Source organism: Flavobacterium sp. HSC-32F16 (genome assembly GCF_024171645.1).
In the GTDB taxonomy this organism is placed as follows: domain Bacteria; phylum Bacteroidota; class Bacteroidia; order Flavobacteriales; family Flavobacteriaceae; genus Flavobacterium.
Window position 1 is genome coordinate 1,345,808 of sequence record NZ_JALKAC010000001.1, and the last position, 20,317, is coordinate 1,366,124.

Here is a 20,317-nt window from a genome sequence, read left to right on the forward strand (position 1 = left end):
TCGCTGGCTGTATTTTTATATAAATCGCTTTTTTTAACATTCAAATTTCAATATACCCCGTGGTTTCATAAGTAGGAAACGAATAGCATTCCATTTATTTAATCGCTTCGGTGTCTAATTTTCAAGATCTAACATGGTAATTCTGTTAAGATTTGGAACAATATCCTTAACAAAACTCTACTCAAAATTGATTACTTTTGTAGAAATTGACTTTTTTTATGCAAATTGATCTTTCTACACTCGACCCAAAGCAAAATATTATAATAAAAGGCGCACAAGTACATAATTTAAAAAATGTAGATGTGGCCATTCCGCGAAACAAACTGGTGGTTATTACAGGGCTTTCCGGATCAGGAAAATCAAGTTTGGCTTTTGATACTTTATATGCCGAAGGACAGCGCCGTTATGTTGAAAGTTTATCATCATACGCACGTCAGTTTTTGGGACGTTTAGACAAACCAAAAGTTGAATATATAAAAGGAATTGCACCTGCAATTGCTATTGAGCAAAAAGTAAATACTACAAATGCACGTTCTACAGTTGGTACTTCTACCGAAATCTACGATTACATCAAACTTTTATTCGCCAGAATTGGAAGAACCTATTCGCCAGTTTCAGGTCAGGAAGTCAAAAAAAACACGGTAACGGATGTTGTTTCTGATGTAAAAACACTCGAAATTGACAGCAGATGGCTTTTGCTTGCTCCTATTCATTTAGAAGAAGGCCGTCAGCTCGAAGACAAACTTAAAGTACTTTTACAACAAGGTTTTGCCCGTATTTTAGTCGATAACGAAATGGTTCGTTTAGATGAATTTACACCGACAGAACTGCATAAACTCGATAATAAAGACATTTTATTAATCATTGACCGTATTGTGGTAAAGGAAGAAGAAGAGTTTTACAATCGTCTTTCTGATGCCGTGCAAACTGCTTTTTTTGAAGGAAAAGGAATTTGTTATCTTCAGGAAGTGGGTTCATATAAAAGGTTTTCCTATTCTAATAATTTTGAATTAGACGGCATTACGTTTTTAGAACCAAATGTTCATTTGTTCAGTTTTAATAATCCTTATGGAGCTTGTCCGGTTTGCGAAGGCTACGGAAATATTATTGGAATTGATGCAGATCTTGTGGTTCCAAACACCTCTTTATCTGTTTTTGAAAGTGCCATTTATCCTTGGCGCGGCGACAGTATGAGCTGGTACAAAGATGAATTGGTAAAACATGCTTACAAATTCGGTTTTCCAATTCACAAACCTTATTTTGAACTTTCAGATGATCAAAAAGATTTGATTTGGAAAGGAAATCAATATTTTCAAGGTTTAAATGATTTCTTTAGAGAATTAGAAGAGAAAAATTATAAAATACAAAATCGTGTCATGCTTTCGCGTTATCGAGGCAAAACAAAATGCCACGCTTGCCGCGGAAAACGTTTACGCGAAGAAGCTTCATATGTAAAAATTGGCGGAAAAACGGTTTCAGATTTAGTAGATCTTCCTATCAAACATTTGGTTACTTTTTTCAAAAACCTAGAATTAAACCAATACGAAAAGCAAATTGCAAAACGTTTAATGGTCGAAATCAACAATCGTTTATCTTTCTTGACCGAAGTGGGTTTAGATTATCTAACCTTAAATAGAAATTCTTCAACACTTTCTGGAGGAGAATCGCAGCGTATTAATCTTGCTACTTCTTTAGGAAGCAGTTTGGTTGGTTCGATGTATATTTTAGATGAACCAAGTATTGGTCTGCATCCAAAAGATTCAGAGCGTTTGATAAAAGTATTGCTTTCACTTCGTGATTTAGGAAATACCGTAATTGTAGTAGAACACGACGAAGACATTATGAAAGCGGCCGATATGATTATTGATATTGGTCCTGAAGCAGGAACTTTTGGAGGAAACCTTGTAGCGCAGGGAACTTACGAAGAGATTTTAAAATCAGATTCATTAACTTCTAAATATTTAAATGGCGATTTAGAGATTTCGGTTCCAAAGAAAAGACGAAAATTCAAAAATCATATTGATATTATTGGCGCAAGGGAAAATAACCTGAAAAACATTAATGTTACTTTCCCTCTTGACGTTTTAACGGTGGTAACCGGAGTTTCAGGAAGCGGGAAAAGTACTTTGATTAAGAAAATCTTATTTCCTGCCATGCAGAAAAAACTGGAAAATGCGGCTGAAAAAGCGGGACAATTCAGTGATATATCAGGATCTTTTTCTCAAATTAAACATATTGAATACGTAGACCAAAATCCAATTGGAAGAAGCTCGAGATCGAATCCGGTTACATATATAAAAGCGTATGATGATATTCGTGATTTGTATGCCAAAGAAAAATTATCAAAAATAAGAGGCTATCAGGCGAAACATTTCTCTTTTAATGTTGACGGAGGCCGATGCGAAACTTGTAAAGGAGAAGGCTCAATAAACGTTGAAATGGTCTTTATGGCCGATGTTTCCCTGCCTTGTGAAACCTGTGGCGGTAAGCGCTTTAAAAAAGAGATTTTGGAAATCACTTTCGACAATCAAAACATCAACGATATTTTAACCATGACTATTGATGATGCAATTGCTTTTTTCGAAAAAAACAAACAGTCTAAAATTACCCAGAAATTACAGCCTTTACAAGACGTTGGTTTAGGATATGTTCAGTTAGGACAATCCTCTTCTACTCTTTCAGGAGGTGAAGCACAGCGTATTAAACTGGCTTCGTTTTTAGTAAAAGGTGCAACAAAAGACAAGGCTTTATTTGTTTTTGATGAACCTACAACCGGTTTGCATTTTCATGACATCAAAAAATTATTGGCCTCATTTGATGCTTTAATCGAAAAAGGACATTCGATAATTGTAATTGAACATAACCTTGACTTAATAAAATGTGCCGACTGGATTATAGATTTAGGACCAGAAGGTGGTGAAAATGGTGGACATTTATTAGCTGTAGGAACTCCTGAAGATGTGGTTAAAATCAAAGAATCGGTTACTGGAATTTATTTAAAAGACAAGCTTTAAAAGGCAATAGTCAAGCTTTTACAGTTTTAAAGCAATAAATATAAAACACATAAAAAAAGCGGTCTATGTATAAACATAAACCGCTTTTTAATTTTAAAGCTTTCTTTGCTTACTGCTTAAGGCATAAAGCCAAAAGCTTTAAGCAACTAAACATTTTTCTTCAAAAGGAAAGCCATCTTCGTCAATGGCTACTAAAACCTTTTTTTGTTTCGAGGCCTCGAATGTAAGATACAGCCACGCAAATGACCATAATCCGAGGGTTAAACAAAAAATCATGAAATTTAAACTGTGGTTGACTACTTTTCCGCCTTTAGAAAGAACAGCAAAAAGTAATTCATCATTTCTCTCCTCTAATGTAAATCCATTATGAACTTTGTTAGATATCATATTGGAAAACACCTGTACACTTTGTTCCTGACTTAGCTTACTGCTTTTCATAATCATTCGTTTGGGTTTGTCTGCATGTGATACTACTTTAAATTTCAATGACTTTTAATTAAATACTCTTATCTAAATAAACAGCAATAAATCTCAATTTATTGTATTTTGAAAGATATTTTTTGCAATAAAAGATAATGAGCGATATTAAAACTCAATATAAAATTAATTTTAATAAATTGAATTTCAAAGAAATGACTAAAAAAAATTAAGATTATTTTCACATTTTAAATATCTTACAAAAAGAAACTGGGTTTTATCCTTAATATCAAAAAACCGGGGTTAATAATCGCTTTATAAATAATCAGGAGGTATTGTAGTTGTATTTCCTTCTCTCAGAGCGCTGTAATGGGGAGACATAATCTCGATTCCTGCTGCGTTAAAAGAATCCTGAATGTTTTGATGGAGTGAGGAATAAATTCCTGGCTGTTTTGTGGGTTCTTTTGTGTAAACATTGATTTGATAAGAAACATAAAAATCATCTAAACTCGTTTGCAATACAAAAGGCTTTGGTTCTTTTTCGGTCATTTCTGTTTTTAAGGCAGCATCTATCAAAGCTTTATAAATTTCTGTCCACGGAACATCATAACCAATTGTAACCGTAGTATGAATTAATAATCCATTATTATTTTGTTTGGTATTCGAAGAATAATTGGTTGAAGTACTCGACAAAACGGTCGAATTAGGAATGGTAATATCCTCAAATTTAGGCGTTCTGATTCGGGTTACCAAAGCCGTTTTCTCTATTACTTCGCCGCTTACATCACCTATTTTAATAAAATCACCAATCTTAAACGGACGCATATAAGTAATAACTAAGCCAGCCACCATATTAGCAATAGCATTTGATGAACCCAGTGAAAACAATATACCCACAAAGACTGAAACTCCTTTAAAAATAGGAGAATCTGAGCCCGGCAGATATGGAAATAGAACTACAATCATAAAAGCAAAAAACAGCAATCTTATAATATTAAAATGTTGGCATTGCCCAATCGCTGTAAAAACCATCAATTTTGATATTCTCTTGCTTTATTTCATCAAAAAAGAACTTAATAACTTTTATCGTATATTTAAAAATGAAGATAATAACGATTATAGTAACTAAACTGGGCAAGAATCTAAGAAAGCCCATTACCGCTAATTTTGCAGGAGAAAGAATCCAGTGCAGCAAAGTTTTGGTATAAGCTTCGGTAGCGGGGAAAATACTAAATAAAACAGGAAGTGACAGATATACGATTAAAATTAAAGTAATTGCCTTTATAAAGCTATATAACCGCATTAACAAGGACTGTTGTCTTTGAGGTGACAGGAAATTGATGTTATTATAAGTAACACCCTTAAAATACTTGTCACTGTTTTTTAAGATATATAATTTAATTCTGTTAAATATTTTCCCTGCTAAATATAAAACTAAACCAATAATTAAAATCAACAAGCCCGTATATCCAAGTCTTTTAGGAAGCATTGAATAATTTTCATTTTGATAGATAACGGCTTTCTTTATTAAGTTTAAATTCCGTTTTGCAACAGAAGAGGCCGTTTGATTTTCTGCTTTTGCATCTGCTTCCAGAATAGACATAATAATAAAATCATTTTTATAAATTATGTCTTGTGAAAGTTCCGCAGGAACAACCAAAATAGAATCTTTTTCAAAAAAAGAATCCTCATACAGTTTCCTGATTTTTTCTGTAATGGCGTGCGCTCTGTTTTCGGCTGAAAAGGAACCTACATTATTATACACATAAAAAAGTGTATCCTTAAAGGGAACAACAGGATATGCTTTTAATTTTGGTTTAACTTCAATTTTATGTAAAGTATCCCGATTGCTATTCTGAGCAAATGAAACTGAATAAAACGAAACAGTGAAAACAACTAAAAACCAAAGTAATTTATTTCTCATTGTTCTTATAGTTAACTAGTTACTGCTAACAAATATAAAAACAAAATAGATCCGAATTTAAATTACTTCACTTTTATAAATAAAATCGTATTAAATTTTAATTCCAATTTTTCTCAAAAGGGTATCTATCACTTTATTAATATCTGGAGAAATATTAAATCTGTAATTTAGGTAAACGTATAAAATCGTTACTAAAATAGATTTTAAAGCGATACTGATAAGCTGAAAAAATGGAAATTCCCAAAAGTAAAACACTAAAAATAAGACAAATGTTAATACCATTGATGAAATTGTTTCTTTGGTAAACGGATATAAATTAAGCTTTTTAACCACAAAAAGAAGTTTTGCCAAACTGTACAATGTAATAGACAATAAAGTAGCAAAAGCAGATCCAAAAATTCCAAAAATTGGAATAAAGATCATATTTAAAACTACAGTCAATACAACCAGCATTAATCCTAAATACAATACCATTCGGTAATATTTAGTATTAAAAATGATAGCGTTATTGTTTCCTAAAATTAAATCGAAGTATTTAGACAAACCAATCATGAATACAACCTCGATTCCTCCGCTGTATTCTTTTGGAACCAGTTCGTATAATTGATTAATATTTACAAATATGCAAAGCATTACAAAACCACCCACCATTTGCAGATTTATGGAAGTCTTTTTGTAAAGCTCGTTCAATTCGTCATGTCTGTTTTCATGCATTAATTTTGCCGTAATAGGATACACAATCTGATGCATAGCACGACTTGGTACTGAAATTACCAAAGCGATATAAGTTGCTACAGAATAGAAGGCAATGTTTTCAATCTGCATATATTGATTCAATATCATTTTATCCCCATCCAAAAGCAAATTAGCAACACTCCCAGATAAAATAATATAAAAAGTATATACTAAGATATCTTTTGTATTTGTTGGTATTGTAAACTGGAAAGTTGGCTTCTGAATACTAAATGCATATAACATGGTGATCAAAAAGGCGAAAAAATATAAAATAGCTGTTGCGTAAACAAAACCTTCTACACTAAGCCAATTAAAGTAAACACCAATTAATAAAAATAATGAAAACAATCGCAAACCTACTTCTTTAACAAAGTTTCCAAAAACGGAATGCATATTTACTCGCAGCCAGGCATAAAAAATTTCAAAATAGGCCATACACAATCCTATAAATGGTATTAACCAGATATAACTTTTTACAATCGCATTCTTTTTTGAAACAAAAAATATAATCTCATCATAAAAAACAAGACCAATAAGTAAAAGCGGAATTATTAATAATAATGGGAATAAAACCGTAAAGGATAAAAAACGGGATTTTTCTTCTTCAGTTTGGTATTGCGAATAAAATTTAACCAATGTATTTTGCATTCCAATGGCAAATAATGGCATGATCACATTTGCTGCAGATGTAATATAATTAGTTAAACCATAAAAAGTGGCTCCTAAAAAAACAGGATATAAATAAAGTGTATTAATAGCTCCAATTCCAAAGCCTATGTAGGTAATTATAGTGTTTTTAAAAGACTGGTTTAAGACAATACCCATTTTTTGATTGCAGAGTTTTAGAGTTTAGAGTTTAGATTTTTAATTTTCTGCTCTCTTTATATTTTTGAAATTGTTGTTTTAATTAATCAACTGCACTAATTGCTTAGTAAGATTTTTTCGAGAATATTGCTGTAAACCAACACCGTTAGCTTGTAATTTTCCTTCCAAAAATTGATTATAAAAGTCCAAAATTACACTTTTTAACTTCGCTTTCTCTGAATAATCAAAAAATACTCCTGTATTCGTTTCTTTTATAATATCGGCAAAATCAGAACCATTTGGTCCAATAGCAATTATTGGGCGGTTTGAGACCATATATTCAAACAATTTACCCGGAATAATGCTTTTGGTATCTTCTGAATTAATTTCGATTAAAAGCAGAACCTGAGATTTTTTTTGATGTGCAATCGCTTCATTGTGCGAAACATATCCTAAAAGATTCAAATAGTCATTTAATTTAAATTCGTTTATAGAATCCAAAACTTCCTGACTTACAGCTCCAATCAGCTTAATTTCTAAATGAGACTTAAAATCTGGGATTTCCTGAAGCAGTTCAACCAAACATTCCCATAAGAATTTAGGATTTCGGTCTGATAAAAACGAACCTATGTGAGCAAGAGTGAATTTTTCGTCCAAAGGCTGTTTCTCAACCTTTTCAATATCATAACCATTAGTAATTACAGAAATGGGCTTATCCGTAATAGCCTCAAATTCTGCTTTTGTCGTTTTGCTGGTTACAATAATAGTATCAGCAGAATTCAGAACTTTATGTTCTAAATTTTTATGCTTTTTCGCTGCATAATTAGACAAACGCAGTGCTTTATGATAACCAATAGTAGTCCACGGATCGCGGAAATCGGCAAACCATTTTATATTTAGTTTTTCTTTTAATTCTAAACCAATCAAATGTAAACTGTGCGGCGGTCCCGAAGTTACAATTGTATCAATATTATTTTCTTTGATGTATTTCTCAAGATAAGAAACAGAAGGTTTAACCCAGAAAACTCTTGCATCCGGAATAAACAAATTACCTCGCACCCAAAGAAAAGCTTTATCTAAAAAAGTCTGCTTTTTTTTATGTGGAAAAATTCCAGAACTGATTTTCTTGGTTTTATTTTTTGAAAAAACAGAAGCCAATTGATAAGGCTCCCAAATTTTATTTTTTAGAACAATTACTTTATCTGATATTTCGCTTACCAAACCTTCATCAACAATTGGATAGGTTGGGTTTTCAGGAACATACACAATGGGCTGAACACCAAAATCCGGCAGATATTTTACAAATTTCAACCAGCGTTGTACTCCCGGTCCGCCCGCTGGAGGAAAGTAATACGTAATAATTAAGAGCTTTTTTTGTTCCAATGAAAATTGATTATTGTTGTAAAGTGTAAATTTAAAGTTTATTTTAAAGCAAATTTCTTATATATTCTATATATAAAATAGATTAGAAGTAAACCGTTTAAAAAAATCCAAAAATTATAAAATCCCCAGACAATTTTATATTCCGTTTCCATACTAGAAAAACTAAAATATTCTCCTTGGCTTTCTTCATAAAAGTCATCATATCCCATCATGTAAATACCGCAAAAAATAAATACAAATAAATCAAAAATGGCAAATACAACAATTTTAAAAATCTTTAAAGTCAGCATCTAAAAGTTAAACTTTAAACTCGCTCTTATTTGTACTATGTTTTTTTCGTTCAAAATAAATACCCACAAATAAAAGCAGGAACATTCCAATTGAACTAACCAAATTAATTGTACCTCCTGTTTTTATAACATTTGGTTCAAATTTAAATTCGATTGTATGTTTTCCACCAGGAATTTCCAAAGCTCTTAAAACATAATCAACAGGGAAATGATTTGTTAATTCTCCGTCAATGTAAGCGTTCCATCCGTTTTTATAATAGATTTCAGAAAAAACAGCTAAACCATCTTTTCCATTATCAGATTGATACTTAATATAGTTTGGCTTGTATTGAACTAGTTTTATTGTTCCGGTTGTATCCCATGGTTTTTTCATTCGGGCATTTTTAAATTTGCCTTCATGTTCATGAACATTAAAAACGGCCACCTTTTTAGTGTCAATATGGTCTAAAGCTTTCATAACATCATCTGCCTTATTAACCAGTTTTATTGAACTTACAAACCAAGCATTTCCATTTGCTTCAGGATTAACTGTTGGAATCTCTTTTCCTTCTTTATCGGTTTGAATTACATACTTAACATTTAGCATATTAAGTATTTCGAGATTATTTTTCGCAATTTGGTAATCAAATAACTGCTGCATTTTTCTTGGTTTTGCAGCATGATAACCACCTATAGAATGATGAAAATAAGAAGCTCTTGCGCTCGACATATTGCCATTTACTTCAAAAACTCTATAATGAGTTGTATCTTCTAAAATTTTAGCATCCGCAGGTGTTTCCTGAAAAGGTGCTGCAATTTGTACCGGACTAACAAAGTCTTTAGCCGAAACGTATTTTTTATCAACAAAAAACAAATCAAAAATCATTAAAAGAGCAACAATTACTAAAGTGGTTGTCTGCGAAAACTTGTTTTTGATAAACAGCCATAAAGAGCCAAAAGTTACTACAATAAAAAATCCTGAACGAAGTAAATCGGCAGAATATAAAGATCTTCTGTCTTCCTTTAAAACATCTACAAATTCTGGTCCGTAAGACTGAAGGAAATAATTATCACTGCTTCCTGAAAAATGGAAAAATCCTTTTGCAAATACTAAAATCAAAATAACTCCTAAACCAAAAACTCCTGTTTGAATAAGGGCTTTCTGCTGCAATTTAGGCTCGTCTTTTGCTTTAAAAAATGATTGAATCCCCATTACTGCCAATACAGGAAAACACAATTCTAAAATAACCTGAATAGACGATACCGCTCTGAACTTATCATACATTGGCACATAATCAATGAAGAAATCAGTTAACAGAGAGAAATTTTTTCCCCATGAAAGTACTAATGAAAACAAAGCACCTGAAAGAAATACATATTTTATTTTTCGATCTTCAATAAATAAAGCTAAAACAGCCAAAAAGAATACTACAATTCCGATATAAGCAGGCGCAGCTACAATGGGCTGATCTCCCCAATATGTTGGCATTCCCGATACAAAATTTTCAGCATCAGATGCTGGCACGTTATGATCCAACATAAATGAATACATATTACTGTCTGTACCCACATTTTCATGATTTGAACCTCCAAAAAGTCTTGGAGCAATCAGATTAAAACTTTCAGCAATTCCATAACTGTATTCTGTAATATATTCACGGCTTAAAGCGTTTTCATTTGTCTTTTTTGATCCATCTGGATTAAAAGTCAATTCGCTGTTACTTCGTGTACTAAATTTAGCATATTCACTTGTTGCCATTAAATTGGCCGCATTGGCGCCAATTGCAAAAATTCCTGCAACAGCCAAAGTTCCAATAGCAGTTAAAAGCGGTTTATATTCTTTATCTTTTAAAAAGTTGAAAGTAAAATAACCCGATAATATCAATAAGAAAATCAATAAATAATAGGTCATTTGAAAGTGGTTGGCATTAACTTCTAACGCAACCGCAAACATAGTGAGTAAACCTCCCCAAACATATTTTTTCTGAAAAACGAGGATAAATCCGGCAATAACCAATGGCATATAGGCAATGGCATGCGCTTTTGCATTGTGCCCAACTCCAAGAATAATAATTAAATAGGTAGAAAATCCAAACGCAATTGCGCCTATAAAAGCTTTTAAAGGATCTGTTTTTAAAACTAATAACAAACCGTAAAAACCTAAGAAATACAGAAATAAATAATCTGCAGGACGTGGTAAAAAACGTAACATATCGTCTATTTTACCCACAAAATCGTTTGGATAATTAGCTCCTAATTGATAAGTAGGCATTCCGCCAAAAGCCGAATTAGTCCAATAAGGTTCTGCGTGTTCAGCGGCTCTAAAGTCATTTTGCTCTTTGGCCATTCCGGTGTATTGAGCAATATCTGACTGGAAAATTTGTTTTCCCTGCAGAACCGGATAAAAATAAATTAATGAAACGAGAATAAAGCCCAGTACTACAAGGGCGTGCGGATAGAATTTATTTACTATTTTCAATTTTGGCTGGTTTGGTTAAATGATGAATCCTGCTTGTTGAGGATACAAACTTAATCTATTTCTTCGTAATCAACATAATCACCTACTTTTTTGGTCTCGCGCGGCTTTTTAGCATTAGCGGTATTGATGATTATCTCGTCATTATTGTTGTTCGTACGAGTTTGCTGCCATGAATTGTCCTGGCCGTATTGTTGTTGTCTTTGAAAGTTTTCTCCTGCCTTTTCAACTGCTTTTTTTACCAATACCGGCAAAAAGATTCGAGCCAAAAATTTAAAAATATAATAAAACGCAATAATCCACATTATCGTTTTAAACAAATTTGTAAAAGATGCTTCTTGCATGATCATATAATTTTTTTCCAAAATTAGTAAATCCGTTGTTTAAAATTAAAATATCAATCTTAAATAAATAATAAAATATAGTACATTTGAATTGCGTTATTATTTTTCTAATCCCCAAATAATTATGTTGAAAATTAAAAAATTACTCTTTACCGCTCTTTTTTTTGCTCCGCAGCTTTTCTTTGCGCAATATACTGATGTTATCAATTCAAACCGCCCCGGCGAAACCATGTCGGCTTATGCAGTTGGGAAATCAGTAATTCAAGGAGAAATTGGCGTTTATGGCATTAAAGAAAAGCACAATTTACTAGATTATGACGCTTCAGGTTTTGGTACAGATTTAACCATAAGGTATGGTGCTTTTCTTGAACAGCTCGAATTTGTACTTGATCTTCAGTATCAAATAGAAAACTTTGATACTCCTTATACCAGTTACAAAAAAAACAATTTCAGACAGACCGTTTTAGGTGCAAAATATCTAATTTACGATCCTTACAAGAATTATAAAAGAGAAAGTAATATTTACAGTTACAAAGCCAATCGAAATTTTCAATGGCGTGAATTAATTCCGGCAGTTTCTGTTTTTGCCGGAGCCAATTTTGTTGGAGCCGATAATCCGTATTATTTTTCTCCAAATGGTGAAATTTCTCCTAAAATCTCCTTGATCACTCAAAACGTATTAGGCGGCGGATCATGGGTTTTTGTAACCAATATTATTGCTGACTACATTACTACTGATTATCCAAGTTATGGTTATATTTTAACTTTAACACACGGATTTAACGACAGATGGTCTGGATTTGTAGAAAACCAAGGTTTTAAAAGTGACTTTTACAGCGATGCCATTGTTCGTGGCGGCGCGGCATTTCTTTTATCACCAAATATGCAGGTTGATGCTTCTATAAGTACTAATTTTAAAAATACGCCTTCTGTTCTATATGGCGGAGTAGGTTTTTCCTGGCGTTATGATGGATGGTACAAAGAGAAAGTAATCGAATTTAAAAATAAAGAAAGAGCTAAAAAGAACCCTGACAATAAAAAACCTATCGATTATCAGGAAAAAGAAAGAAAACGTAAAGCTAAATACGAAAATTAATAACCTAACCTCTTATAATGAGGTTTTTATAATGCCAATTAATGATTACAATTAAAGAAGCCAAAACCAAAAAGGAATTAACAGAATATATCAAATTTCCTTTCTCACTTTATAAAGACAATCCATATTGGGTACCGCCAATTATTGCTGACGAATTAGAATCGTTTGATAAAACTAAAAATCCGGCTTTTGATAATGCAGAAGCTTATTTTTACCTGGCATACAAAAACAATGAAATTGTTGGAAGAATTACGGCTATCATTAACTGGGCAGAAGTAAACAATCAGCACAAGCGAAAAGTTCGTTTTGGATGGTTTGACGTTATTGATGACATTGAAGTAACAAAAGCGCTTCTTGAAAAAGTATACGAATTAGGCAGACAACACAATCTGGAACATGCCGAAGGGCCAATGGGTTTCTCTAATTTAGATAAAGTAGGAGTTCTTACAGAAGGTTTTGATCAGGTGGGAACAATGATTACATGGTACAATAATCCGTATTATGTAACTCATTTTGAACAATTAGGATTTCAGATAGAGAAAGAATACATCGAAAGTATTTTCCCTTTTTCAAATGTAAAACCTGAGTTTTTCCTTAAAGCACAGGAATTAATTAAGAAACGATACGGACTTCGATCGCTTACTTTTACAAAAACAAAAGACATCATGCCTCATGTAGACAAAATGTTTGATTTGTTTAATGAATCGTATGCCAAATTAGCTTCGTTTGTAGCCATTTCAGATATTCAAAAAGAATATTTTAAAAAGAAATACATCAGCTTTATTAATCCTGAATACATAAAATTTGTGGTAGATAAAGATGATAATCTGGTTGCTTTTAGCATCGTGATGCCAAGTTTTACTGAGGCATTACAAAAGGCAAAAGGAAAACTTTTCCCGTTTGGTTTTCTTCATCTTTTAAAAGCCAGAAAAAAAAGTAAAGATGTTGTTTTTTACCTTATCGGCGTTCATCCTGATTATCAAAACAAAGGAGTTACCGCTATTATTTTTGATGAATATTATAAAACATTCTCTGAAAGAGGAATTCAAAATTGCATTAGAACTCCTGAATTAGCCGAAAATACAGCAATACATTTACTTTGGAAAAACTTTGACCCAAAAATTCATTGTCAGAGAAAAACGTATTTGAAGTATTTATAAATTTTTCAGTCCATTTTTTTTCAGTTTTCATAATTGCAGATGAAATAACATACAGTAAAAATGTAATGCTGTAAAGTTGAATTTTGAAAAATCAAATATAGATTAAACATAAAAAAATCCATTCGCCCCCAAAACGAATGGATTTTTCACTTTATAAACACTTTATTTTATTCCACTTTGCAATCTACTTTAGTTAATGTATTTTTTGGATCAAATTTCAATTTTGTTTTATCTTTAAAAGTTACTTTGTCATTTGCTGTAACTACATCTCCGTATCCTTCAATAAAGGTATTTTCTCTTTGCAAAAAAGCAACTTCTCTCACTGATGAAACTCCTTCAGAATTAAAAGTATAGTCAGCAATTAAAGTGTCGCCTTTCATGTTTCCAATCAGGGTGCCTTCATTTTTATCTTTTCCTACTATATTAATACTTAATTTACCATTTACTTCCTGATGAGAATTTACATTAAAACTCATCTCGATAACACTTCCTTTCGATGTCCAAGAATAACACTGATCTCCAGCAGGTTCAACTATCTGAGCCTCTTTTGGCGGACTTGGAGTTATTTGTATAGGTTCTGTCTCAGTTGCTTTTTTACAAGAAATAAGAACCGTTAAAATAAGGGTCGATATTGCTAATATTTTTTTCATAATGCTGTTTTTTATTTTGTTGATTATGAATTAAAGTTACTTTAAATAAAAAAAATCCATTCGTATAACAAATGGATTTTTTTACATAATTTCCACTTAAGGAAATCTATTTATTAGTCAAACTACGAAACGTCAACAGTTGTACGTTCTGCAATTTCTTTATAAGTACCGTTAACTAATTTCTCGCGAATTGCTTCAAATGCAGTTAACGTTTCATCGATATCAGCTAAAGTATGAGATGCCGTTGGGATCATTCTCAACAAAATAATTCCTTTTGGAATAACCGGATAAACAACAATTGAAAGGAAAATACCATAGTTTTCTCTTAAATCGTTTACCATTACCATCGCTTCAGGAATACTTCCTTCAAGATAAACCGGAGTAATACAAGTATTTGTATCTCCAATATTAAATCCTTTTTCTTTTAAACCACTTTGCAATGCGTTTACATTCTCCCAAAGTTTATCTTTAATTTCAGATGAATTACGTAACAACTCCAAACGTTTCAAAGAACCAATTGTCTGGATCATTGGTAACGCTTTAGCAAACATCTGCGAGCGTAAATTGTATTTTAAGTAATCAATAACTGTTTTATCTGCTGCCACAAAAGCACCGATATTAGCCATAGATTTTGCAAAAGTAGAAAAGTAAACATCAATATCTGCCTGAACTCCCTGCTCCTCACCTGCTCCTGCACCTGTTTTACCAAGTGTACCAAAACCGTGTGCATCATCAACTAATAAACGGAAATTGTATTTTTGTTTTAATGCTACAATTTCTTTTAGTTTTCCCTGTTGTCCGCGCATTCCAAAAACACCTTCGGTAATAAATAAAATACCTCCACCTGTTTCTTCGGCCATTTTAGTAGCACGCTGCAGGTTTTTTTCCATACTTTCAAGATCATTGTGCTTGTAAGTAAAACGTTTTCCCATGTGTAAACGAACACCGTCAATAATGCAGGCATGAGAATCTACGTCGTAAACAATAATGTCATTTTTAGTAACCAAAGCATCAATAATAGATACCATTCCCTGATAACCAAAATTCAATAAATAAGCTGATTCTTTCATTACAAAAGAAGCTAATTCATTTTCTAATTGTTCGTGATAAGTAGTGTGTCCAGACATCATACGGGCTCCCATTGGATAAGCTGCACCAAACTGAGCTGCTGCATCTGTATCTGCTTTACGAACTTCTGGATGATTAGCTAAACCTAAATAATCATTTAAACTCCAGTTTAGGATATTTTTTCCATGAAATGTCATTCTAGGACCCAACTCTCCTTCTAACTTTGGGAAAACGTAGTAACCTTCTGCCTGAGAAGCCCATTTTCCTAAAGGTCCCTTATTGTCCTGAATTCTTTCGAATAAATCTTTTACCATAATATAGTGTAGTAATTTTTTTAACTTAATCAGCGAGCAAAAATAATCATTATTATTCTAAAATTCAGACCCCAATTTATTTTTATTAAAAAATATTCAATATAAAACTTTTAACAAGATTTAATTTAAATACAAATCTTTAAAACATTTCAATTTAAAAACATACTTACTTACAAATCATGATTTTTATCATAATAAAAGATAAAATGGTCTTTTATATTTGTTTCAGATTTAAACTAAAATAAACCAAATGAATCATGAAAAAGAAAAATAACATTTCAATTAAAAAGAACATGTTTGTATGTATCCTTGCCTCTGCTCTTTTTTTAGGAAGCTGCAAAAAAGAAGAAGCTGTAAATTATGCTGATATAATGACAGAAGGAGAAATGAACGCCGAGCTTACTTCTCCGCCTCATGTACCAAAACCTGTTGGTAGCAGAACAGCCATGAAGCTAAAATTGAACATGGAAATTAAAGAACAGGAAGGTACAATGACCGATGGTGTAAAATACACCTACTGGACATTTGGCGGATCTGTACCCGGAAGCTTTATTAGAACCCGAGTTGGAGATGAAGTAGAGTTTCATTTAAAAAACCATCCAGACAATAAACTACCGCACAACATCGATTTACATGCCGTAACAGGTCCGGGCGGTGGAGCAACCTCTTCATTAGTAGCTCCCGGACATGAAAAAGTGTTCAGCTTTAAGGTAATTAATCCGGGATTGTATGTTTACCATTGTGCTACAGCACCTGTTGGAATGCATATTGCCAACGGTATGTATGGTTTGATTTTGGTTGAACCAGAAGGCGGGCTTCCTCCGGTTGACAAAGAATACTATGTTATGCAGGGAGATTTTTATACCCAGGGCGAATACGGAGCAAAAGGTCTCCAGCCGTTTGATATGAATAAGGCTGTAAAAGAAACTCCTGATTATGTTGTATTTAATGGAAAAGTAGGGGCTCTGACTAATGGAAATGAATTGACTGCCAAAGTAGGCGAAACGGTTCGTTTATATGTAGGAAATGGAGGTCCAAACTTAGTTTCTTCTTTCCACGTAATTGGCGAAATCTTCGATAGTGTTCATGTTGAAGGCGGAAGCACTATTAATAAAAATGTACAAACTACTCTAATTCCTGCCGGCGGTGCTGCAATTGTAGATTTTAAAGTAGAAACTCCGGGAACTTTTATTCTCGTGGATCACTCTATTTTTAGGGCATTTAACAAAGGAGCTTTAGGAATGTTGAAAGTTGAAGGGAATGAAAACAAAAACATCTATTCTGGAACAATTCAGGAAGGTATTTATTTACCTGAAGGCGGAACGATTCAAAAAATGCCTGGAGGTTCAGCTGCTAAAACTGTTGTTCCAAAACGTACTGTTGAAGAGAAAGTCAAAATTGGAAAAGAAATTTTCGGAACAACCTGTTTCGCTTGTCATCAATCTGAAGGGCAGGGAATTCCTAGTACTTTCCCTCCTCTTGCTAAATCAGATTACTTAAATGCTGATTATAAACGTGCTATTAAAACAATATTACACGGTTTAACGGGAGAAGTTACTGTAAACGGGAAAAAATACAACAACGTAATGCCGGCTCAAAATTTATCTGATGACGAAATAGCAAACGTTTTAACCTATATATACAACAGCTGGGGCAATAACAAAACAGAAGTTACTCCAGAAATGGTAAAAGCATTAAGATAACAGCAATTATTCAGTATGAAAATACATTTTTTCATTATTACCTTTTTCGTGATGCTCTCAGGGTTTTCAAGGGCTCAGGAAAATGGAATGGTTCCGGTAAAAGAGGGTTCATTTGTCCCTCTTTACGGAGCCACATCCAAAAAACCTATTATTGTAAAATCTTTTTATATCGATATTTATCCCGTTACAAATACTGAGTTTTTAAGTTTTATCAAAAAAAATCCATTGTACAGCAAGTCCAAAATAAAAGGAATTTTTGCAGACAAAAGCTATTTGTCCTATTGGAAAAGTGATTTTGATTTTGGAAATGTAAACTCTCAATCCCCCGTCACAAGTGTTTCTTGGTTTGCAGCAAAAAAATACTGCGAATGCCAAGGAAAACGATTACCAACAATGGATGAATGGGAATATACAGCTATGGCCGATGAAAAAAAAGTTGATGCCAGAACTAAAAAAGAGTTCAACGAATATATATTATCCTGGTATGAAAAGTCAAAAACCTATGAAAATAAAATTGGACAGACTTTTAAGAATTATTGGGGAGTTTATGATATACACGGTTTAGTCTGGGAATGGACATCGGACTTTAACAGCATTTTTTTATCGGGAGAATCGAGAAAAGACAAAAGCAGTGACAAGAATCTTTTCTGCGGAAGCGCTTCTGTAAACGCAACCGATTTAATGGATTATGCCGCGTTTATGCGATACGCATTTAGAGGAAGTCTTAAAGCGCAATATTCTACCCGTAATCTTGGTTTTAGGTGCGTAAGCGACACAAAACCAAAGCTCTAATTTTAAATTATTTTCAAATGAAAAAAATACTAATTGCCGTCTTCATTCTCTTATTTTCTTTGCAAAGCTGTAAAGAATCTGACAAAAAAATTGATCCGGCAGAAACCAATAAAGAGATTAGTGATTTATCTATCTACAATCTGCCGTCAAAATGGACTACTCAGGATGGAAAAGATATTGAATTGAAAAGCCTTAACGGAAATGTTTTGGTAATGGTTATGATTTATACAAGCTGTAAAGCAGCCTGCCCAAGATTAGTGGCCGATATGCGAGATATTGAATCTAAATTGGATAAAAAATCCAAAAAGAATGTAAAGCTGATTTTAGTAAGTATTGATCCCAAAACCGATACTCCGGAAAAATTAAAAAGTTTTGCCATTGCCAATCAAATGAATCAGGATCCCTGGATTTTTCTTCGTTCATCTGAAGAAAACACACGAGAATTTGCAGCTGTTTTAGCTGTTAATTACAAACAAATATCTCCAATAGATTTTTCGCACTCTAATATTATCAGCGTATTTAACCCGGCTGGAGAACTCATATTTCAACAAGAAGGTTTAGGCGTAAATAATGAAAAAACAATTGAAACAATAAATAAAGAAGCTGGAAAAATATAAAAATTAAACATTTTGATTTAGGAGAAAAGCAAGAGGAGATTTTTTAGGAATGGATCGACTCTTGTTTTTTTTTTTGAATTTTAAAGCTGCATAGATGTTTTAAAAGTCAATGGATTTGTAAATGTAAAGTCCCATCGAAGCGAAATCCTTTTATGATATAATTAATATATTACCCTAAGAGACTTAATCTGTACTAATCAACAAATATTCTATAACTATATCGTCCCGCTGGGACTTTTTTTATTTTTCATCAATAATCTTTTACTATTGAAATCATAATCAAAATTAATCCCAACACCAGAAATAAACTGAATATCAAAATACTTTGATAATAAAACACCATCGTTCTTCCATTTGTAAAAAACAATAGACCACCTTGTAAAAACAATAAAATCTCAGTTGCAGTATATCCTAAAATAAAACTTTTCAATCCTATTTTTAGTACTTTAGAATTAGCAGAAAGCATTTTGTTCTGCAACAATATTCCAAACAAAAATCCGGTGATAATTCCCAAAGTTGTTAAGTGAATAAACCCAATTACAAAATTTCGGATTTGATGCGAAACTTCAGCTAAATTTGGAAAAATAGTCAGCAATTGAATTCCTACTTTCAATAACAACGAACATAAAGCCAAAGCATAAACTGTTTTAGTTGTTTTATCTAAAGTATCTTTAAAATGATGAATTTGCGGCTGCAGCATTTTATAGAAATAAATAAAAGCACATAATTGAACCAAAACTCCTAAAACATTGATATAACTAAATATATCATTATCTATAAACCATCGCACTGGAAAAGAAACTGTTAGAAGTGTTGAGACCATAATCAGAAAGTAAAATTTATGAAATTTTACCTCATCTATTTTATTTTGAAATTGTTTTAAAAACAAAGCTAAAATTGCCAATATAAACCAGCCGTTAAACTGAAAATGCAGGAAAAACTGAATCGCAATTTGATAAAAAGCGCTTTGTTTACCAAGTGTACTTACGGCCGGGCCCAAACACCAGACTCCAAAAGTGGACAAAATCATAAATAATACAGAAGCACACAAAAGTCTTTGCTGCGGTTTTTTTTCTTTAGAAGTATCTTTCCAAACCAATCTACAAAAAACATAACTCAGTAAAATATGCATCGTCGAAAAAATAATAGAAAACAACGCATAACCCTGGATGGGAAAAGCAATCATCATTCCGAGAACCGAAAATTCGGTCAGCCAGAATAAACGATTGTAAACTGGCTTTTGTCTTTTCTCCTTTGAAATAAAGAAACGCACGATTAAAACATAAACCATTAAATAAACCCAGCCCAACATGGCAGCATGCGAATGTGCGTGAAGCAGGAAACTGTAGTTTATGAAATCTAAAGGAAAAAGATACACCAACCGCATTATCAATCCGAATACACAAGCAATCAGAAAATTAAAAAAACAGCAGATTATCCAGGCTTTTTGGGAATTCATAACATTGATTTTTAAACACATAGAAAAATAGATTTGCAACCGAATAAAAGACGTTTCACTTGCATTAATGCACATAGCTATGCCTAAAACCT

16 protein-coding genes are annotated in these 20,317 nt (G+C 32.6%); 6 read left to right on the top strand and 10 right to left on the bottom strand.

Features of this window, described 5'->3' with window-relative positions; translation table 11 throughout:
• The first annotated feature begins 218 nt into the window (after window positions 1-218).
• A complete protein-coding gene (gene uvrA / locus L1276_RS05930; RefSeq protein ID WP_253786111.1) occupies window positions 219-3,014 on the top strand; it encodes an excinuclease ABC subunit UvrA in 2,796 nt (931 codons plus the stop codon).
• 138 nt (window positions 3,015-3,152) lie between these two features.
• On the opposite strand, the gene L1276_RS05935 is transcribed toward uvrA, so the two are convergent.
• From L1276_RS05935 to L1276_RS05965, 7 genes are all read right to left on the bottom strand, one after another.
• On the bottom strand, window positions 3,153-3,452 hold the full coding sequence (locus tag L1276_RS05935) for a hypothetical protein (protein WP_073414872.1): 300 nt from the start codon (window positions 3,450-3,452) through the stop codon (window positions 3,153-3,155).
• 294 nt (window positions 3,453-3,746) lie between these two features.
• Window positions 3,747-4,397: a mechanosensitive ion channel family protein gene (locus L1276_RS05940; RefSeq protein ID WP_253786113.1), complete on the bottom strand. Its 651-nt coding sequence runs from the start codon at window positions 4,395-4,397 to the stop codon at window positions 3,747-3,749.
• Window positions 4,398-4,425: 28 nt separating this feature from the next.
• A complete protein-coding gene (locus tag L1276_RS05945) occupies window positions 4,426-5,355 on the bottom strand; it encodes a hypothetical protein (protein ID WP_253786115.1) in 930 nt (309 codons plus the stop codon).
• 90 nt (window positions 5,356-5,445) lie between these two features.
• Window positions 5,446-6,915 (bottom strand): oligosaccharide flippase family protein, encoded by a 1,470-nt coding sequence (locus tag L1276_RS05950; RefSeq protein ID WP_253786117.1) that lies wholly within the window; start codon window positions 6,913-6,915, stop codon window positions 5,446-5,448.
• A gap of 78 nt (window positions 6,916-6,993) precedes the next feature.
• The gene (locus L1276_RS05955; RefSeq protein ID WP_253786119.1) at window positions 6,994-8,277 is read right to left on the bottom strand and encodes a glycosyltransferase family 4 protein; all 1,284 of its coding nucleotides are present in this window, start codon (window positions 8,275-8,277) and stop codon (window positions 6,994-6,996) included.
• Window positions 8,278-8,574: 297 nt separating this feature from the next.
• The gene (locus tag L1276_RS05960; protein ID WP_253786121.1) at window positions 8,575-11,025 is read right to left on the bottom strand and encodes a YfhO family protein; all 2,451 of its coding nucleotides are present in this window, start codon (window positions 11,023-11,025) and stop codon (window positions 8,575-8,577) included.
• A gap of 50 nt (window positions 11,026-11,075) precedes the next feature.
• Window positions 11,076-11,366, bottom strand: coding sequence for a DUF4834 family protein (locus L1276_RS05965; protein WP_253786122.1), 291 nt, complete (start codon window positions 11,364-11,366; stop codon window positions 11,076-11,078).
• Window positions 11,367-11,490: 124 nt separating this feature from the next.
• Between L1276_RS05965 and L1276_RS05970 the strand changes: the two genes are divergently transcribed.
• Window positions 11,491-12,462, top strand: a complete 972-nt coding sequence (locus L1276_RS05970) for a transporter (RefSeq protein WP_253786124.1) — start codon at window positions 11,491-11,493, stop codon at window positions 12,460-12,462.
• A 41-nt stretch (window positions 12,463-12,503) separates the two neighbouring features.
• The gene (locus L1276_RS05975; RefSeq protein ID WP_253786126.1) at window positions 12,504-13,622 is read left to right on the top strand and encodes a GTP cyclohydrolase; all 1,119 of its coding nucleotides are present in this window, start codon (window positions 12,504-12,506) and stop codon (window positions 13,620-13,622) included.
• Window positions 13,623-13,789: 167 nt separating this feature from the next.
• Here L1276_RS05975 and L1276_RS05980 read toward each other — a convergent pair whose 3' ends face one another.
• A complete protein-coding gene (locus L1276_RS05980) occupies window positions 13,790-14,272 on the bottom strand; it encodes a hypothetical protein (protein ID WP_253786128.1) in 483 nt (160 codons plus the stop codon).
• A 122-nt stretch (window positions 14,273-14,394) separates the two neighbouring features.
• Entirely contained in the window at window positions 14,395-15,654 is a 1,260-nt protein-coding gene (locus L1276_RS05985; RefSeq protein ID WP_253786130.1) for an aminotransferase class I/II-fold pyridoxal phosphate-dependent enzyme, read from the bottom strand.
• Between the two features lie 257 nt (window positions 15,655-15,911).
• On the opposite strand from L1276_RS05985, the gene nirK reads away from it, so the two are divergent.
• The 3 genes from nirK to L1276_RS06000 are packed head-to-tail and all read left to right on the top strand — an operon-like array spanning window position 15,912 to window position 18,766.
• The gene (nirK, locus tag L1276_RS05990) at window positions 15,912-17,357 is read left to right on the top strand and encodes a copper-containing nitrite reductase (RefSeq protein ID WP_253786132.1); all 1,446 of its coding nucleotides are present in this window, start codon (window positions 15,912-15,914) and stop codon (window positions 17,355-17,357) included.
• Between the two features lie 15 nt (window positions 17,358-17,372).
• A complete protein-coding gene (locus tag L1276_RS05995) occupies window positions 17,373-18,149 on the top strand; it encodes a formylglycine-generating enzyme family protein (RefSeq protein WP_371924144.1) in 777 nt (258 codons plus the stop codon).
• Between the two features lie 17 nt (window positions 18,150-18,166).
• Entirely contained in the window at window positions 18,167-18,766 is a 600-nt protein-coding gene (locus L1276_RS06000) for an SCO family protein (protein WP_253786134.1), read from the top strand.
• A gap of 250 nt (window positions 18,767-19,016) precedes the next feature.
• Here L1276_RS06000 and L1276_RS06005 read toward each other — a convergent pair whose 3' ends face one another.
• Window positions 19,017-20,225, bottom strand: a complete 1,209-nt coding sequence (locus L1276_RS06005; RefSeq protein ID WP_253786136.1) for a cbb3-type cytochrome c oxidase subunit I — start codon at window positions 20,223-20,225, stop codon at window positions 19,017-19,019.
• Window positions 20,226-20,317 lie beyond the last annotated feature (92 nt).

Excerpts from the sequence above, each read along its gene's own strand:
- uvrA (WP_253786111.1), top strand. The coding sequence starts at position 219 with ATGCAAATTGATCTTTCTACACTCGACCCAAAGCAAAATATTATAATA.
- L1276_RS05935 (WP_073414872.1), bottom strand. The coding sequence starts at position 3,452 with ATGAAAAGCAGTAAGCTAAGTCAGGAACAAAGTGTACAGGTGTTTTCC.
- L1276_RS05940 (WP_253786113.1), bottom strand. The coding sequence starts at position 4,397 with ATGATTGTAGTTCTATTTCCATATCTGCCGGGCTCAGATTCTCCTATT.
- L1276_RS05945 (WP_253786115.1), bottom strand. The coding sequence starts at position 5,355 with ATGAGAAATAAATTACTTTGGTTTTTAGTTGTTTTCACTGTTTCGTTT.
- L1276_RS05950 (WP_253786117.1), bottom strand. The coding sequence starts at position 6,915 with ATGGGTATTGTCTTAAACCAGTCTTTTAAAAACACTATAATTACCTAC.
- L1276_RS05965 (WP_253786122.1), bottom strand. The coding sequence starts at position 11,366 with ATGCAAGAAGCATCTTTTACAAATTTGTTTAAAACGATAATGTGGATT.
- L1276_RS05970 (WP_253786124.1), top strand. The coding sequence starts at position 11,491 with ATGTTGAAAATTAAAAAATTACTCTTTACCGCTCTTTTTTTTGCTCCG.
- L1276_RS05975 (WP_253786126.1), top strand. The coding sequence starts at position 12,504 with ATGATTACAATTAAAGAAGCCAAAACCAAAAAGGAATTAACAGAATAT.
- L1276_RS05980 (WP_253786128.1), bottom strand. The coding sequence starts at position 14,272 with ATGAAAAAAATATTAGCAATATCGACCCTTATTTTAACGGTTCTTATT.
- L1276_RS05985 (WP_253786130.1), bottom strand. The coding sequence starts at position 15,654 with ATGGTAAAAGATTTATTCGAAAGAATTCAGGACAATAAGGGACCTTTA.
- nirK (WP_253786132.1), top strand. The coding sequence starts at position 15,912 with ATGAAAAAGAAAAATAACATTTCAATTAAAAAGAACATGTTTGTATGT.
- L1276_RS05995 (WP_371924144.1), top strand. The coding sequence starts at position 17,373 with ATGAAAATACATTTTTTCATTATTACCTTTTTCGTGATGCTCTCAGGG.
- L1276_RS06000 (WP_253786134.1), top strand. The coding sequence starts at position 18,167 with ATGAAAAAAATACTAATTGCCGTCTTCATTCTCTTATTTTCTTTGCAA.
- L1276_RS06005 (WP_253786136.1), bottom strand. The coding sequence starts at position 20,225 with ATGAATTCCCAAAAAGCCTGGATAATCTGCTGTTTTTTTAATTTTCTG.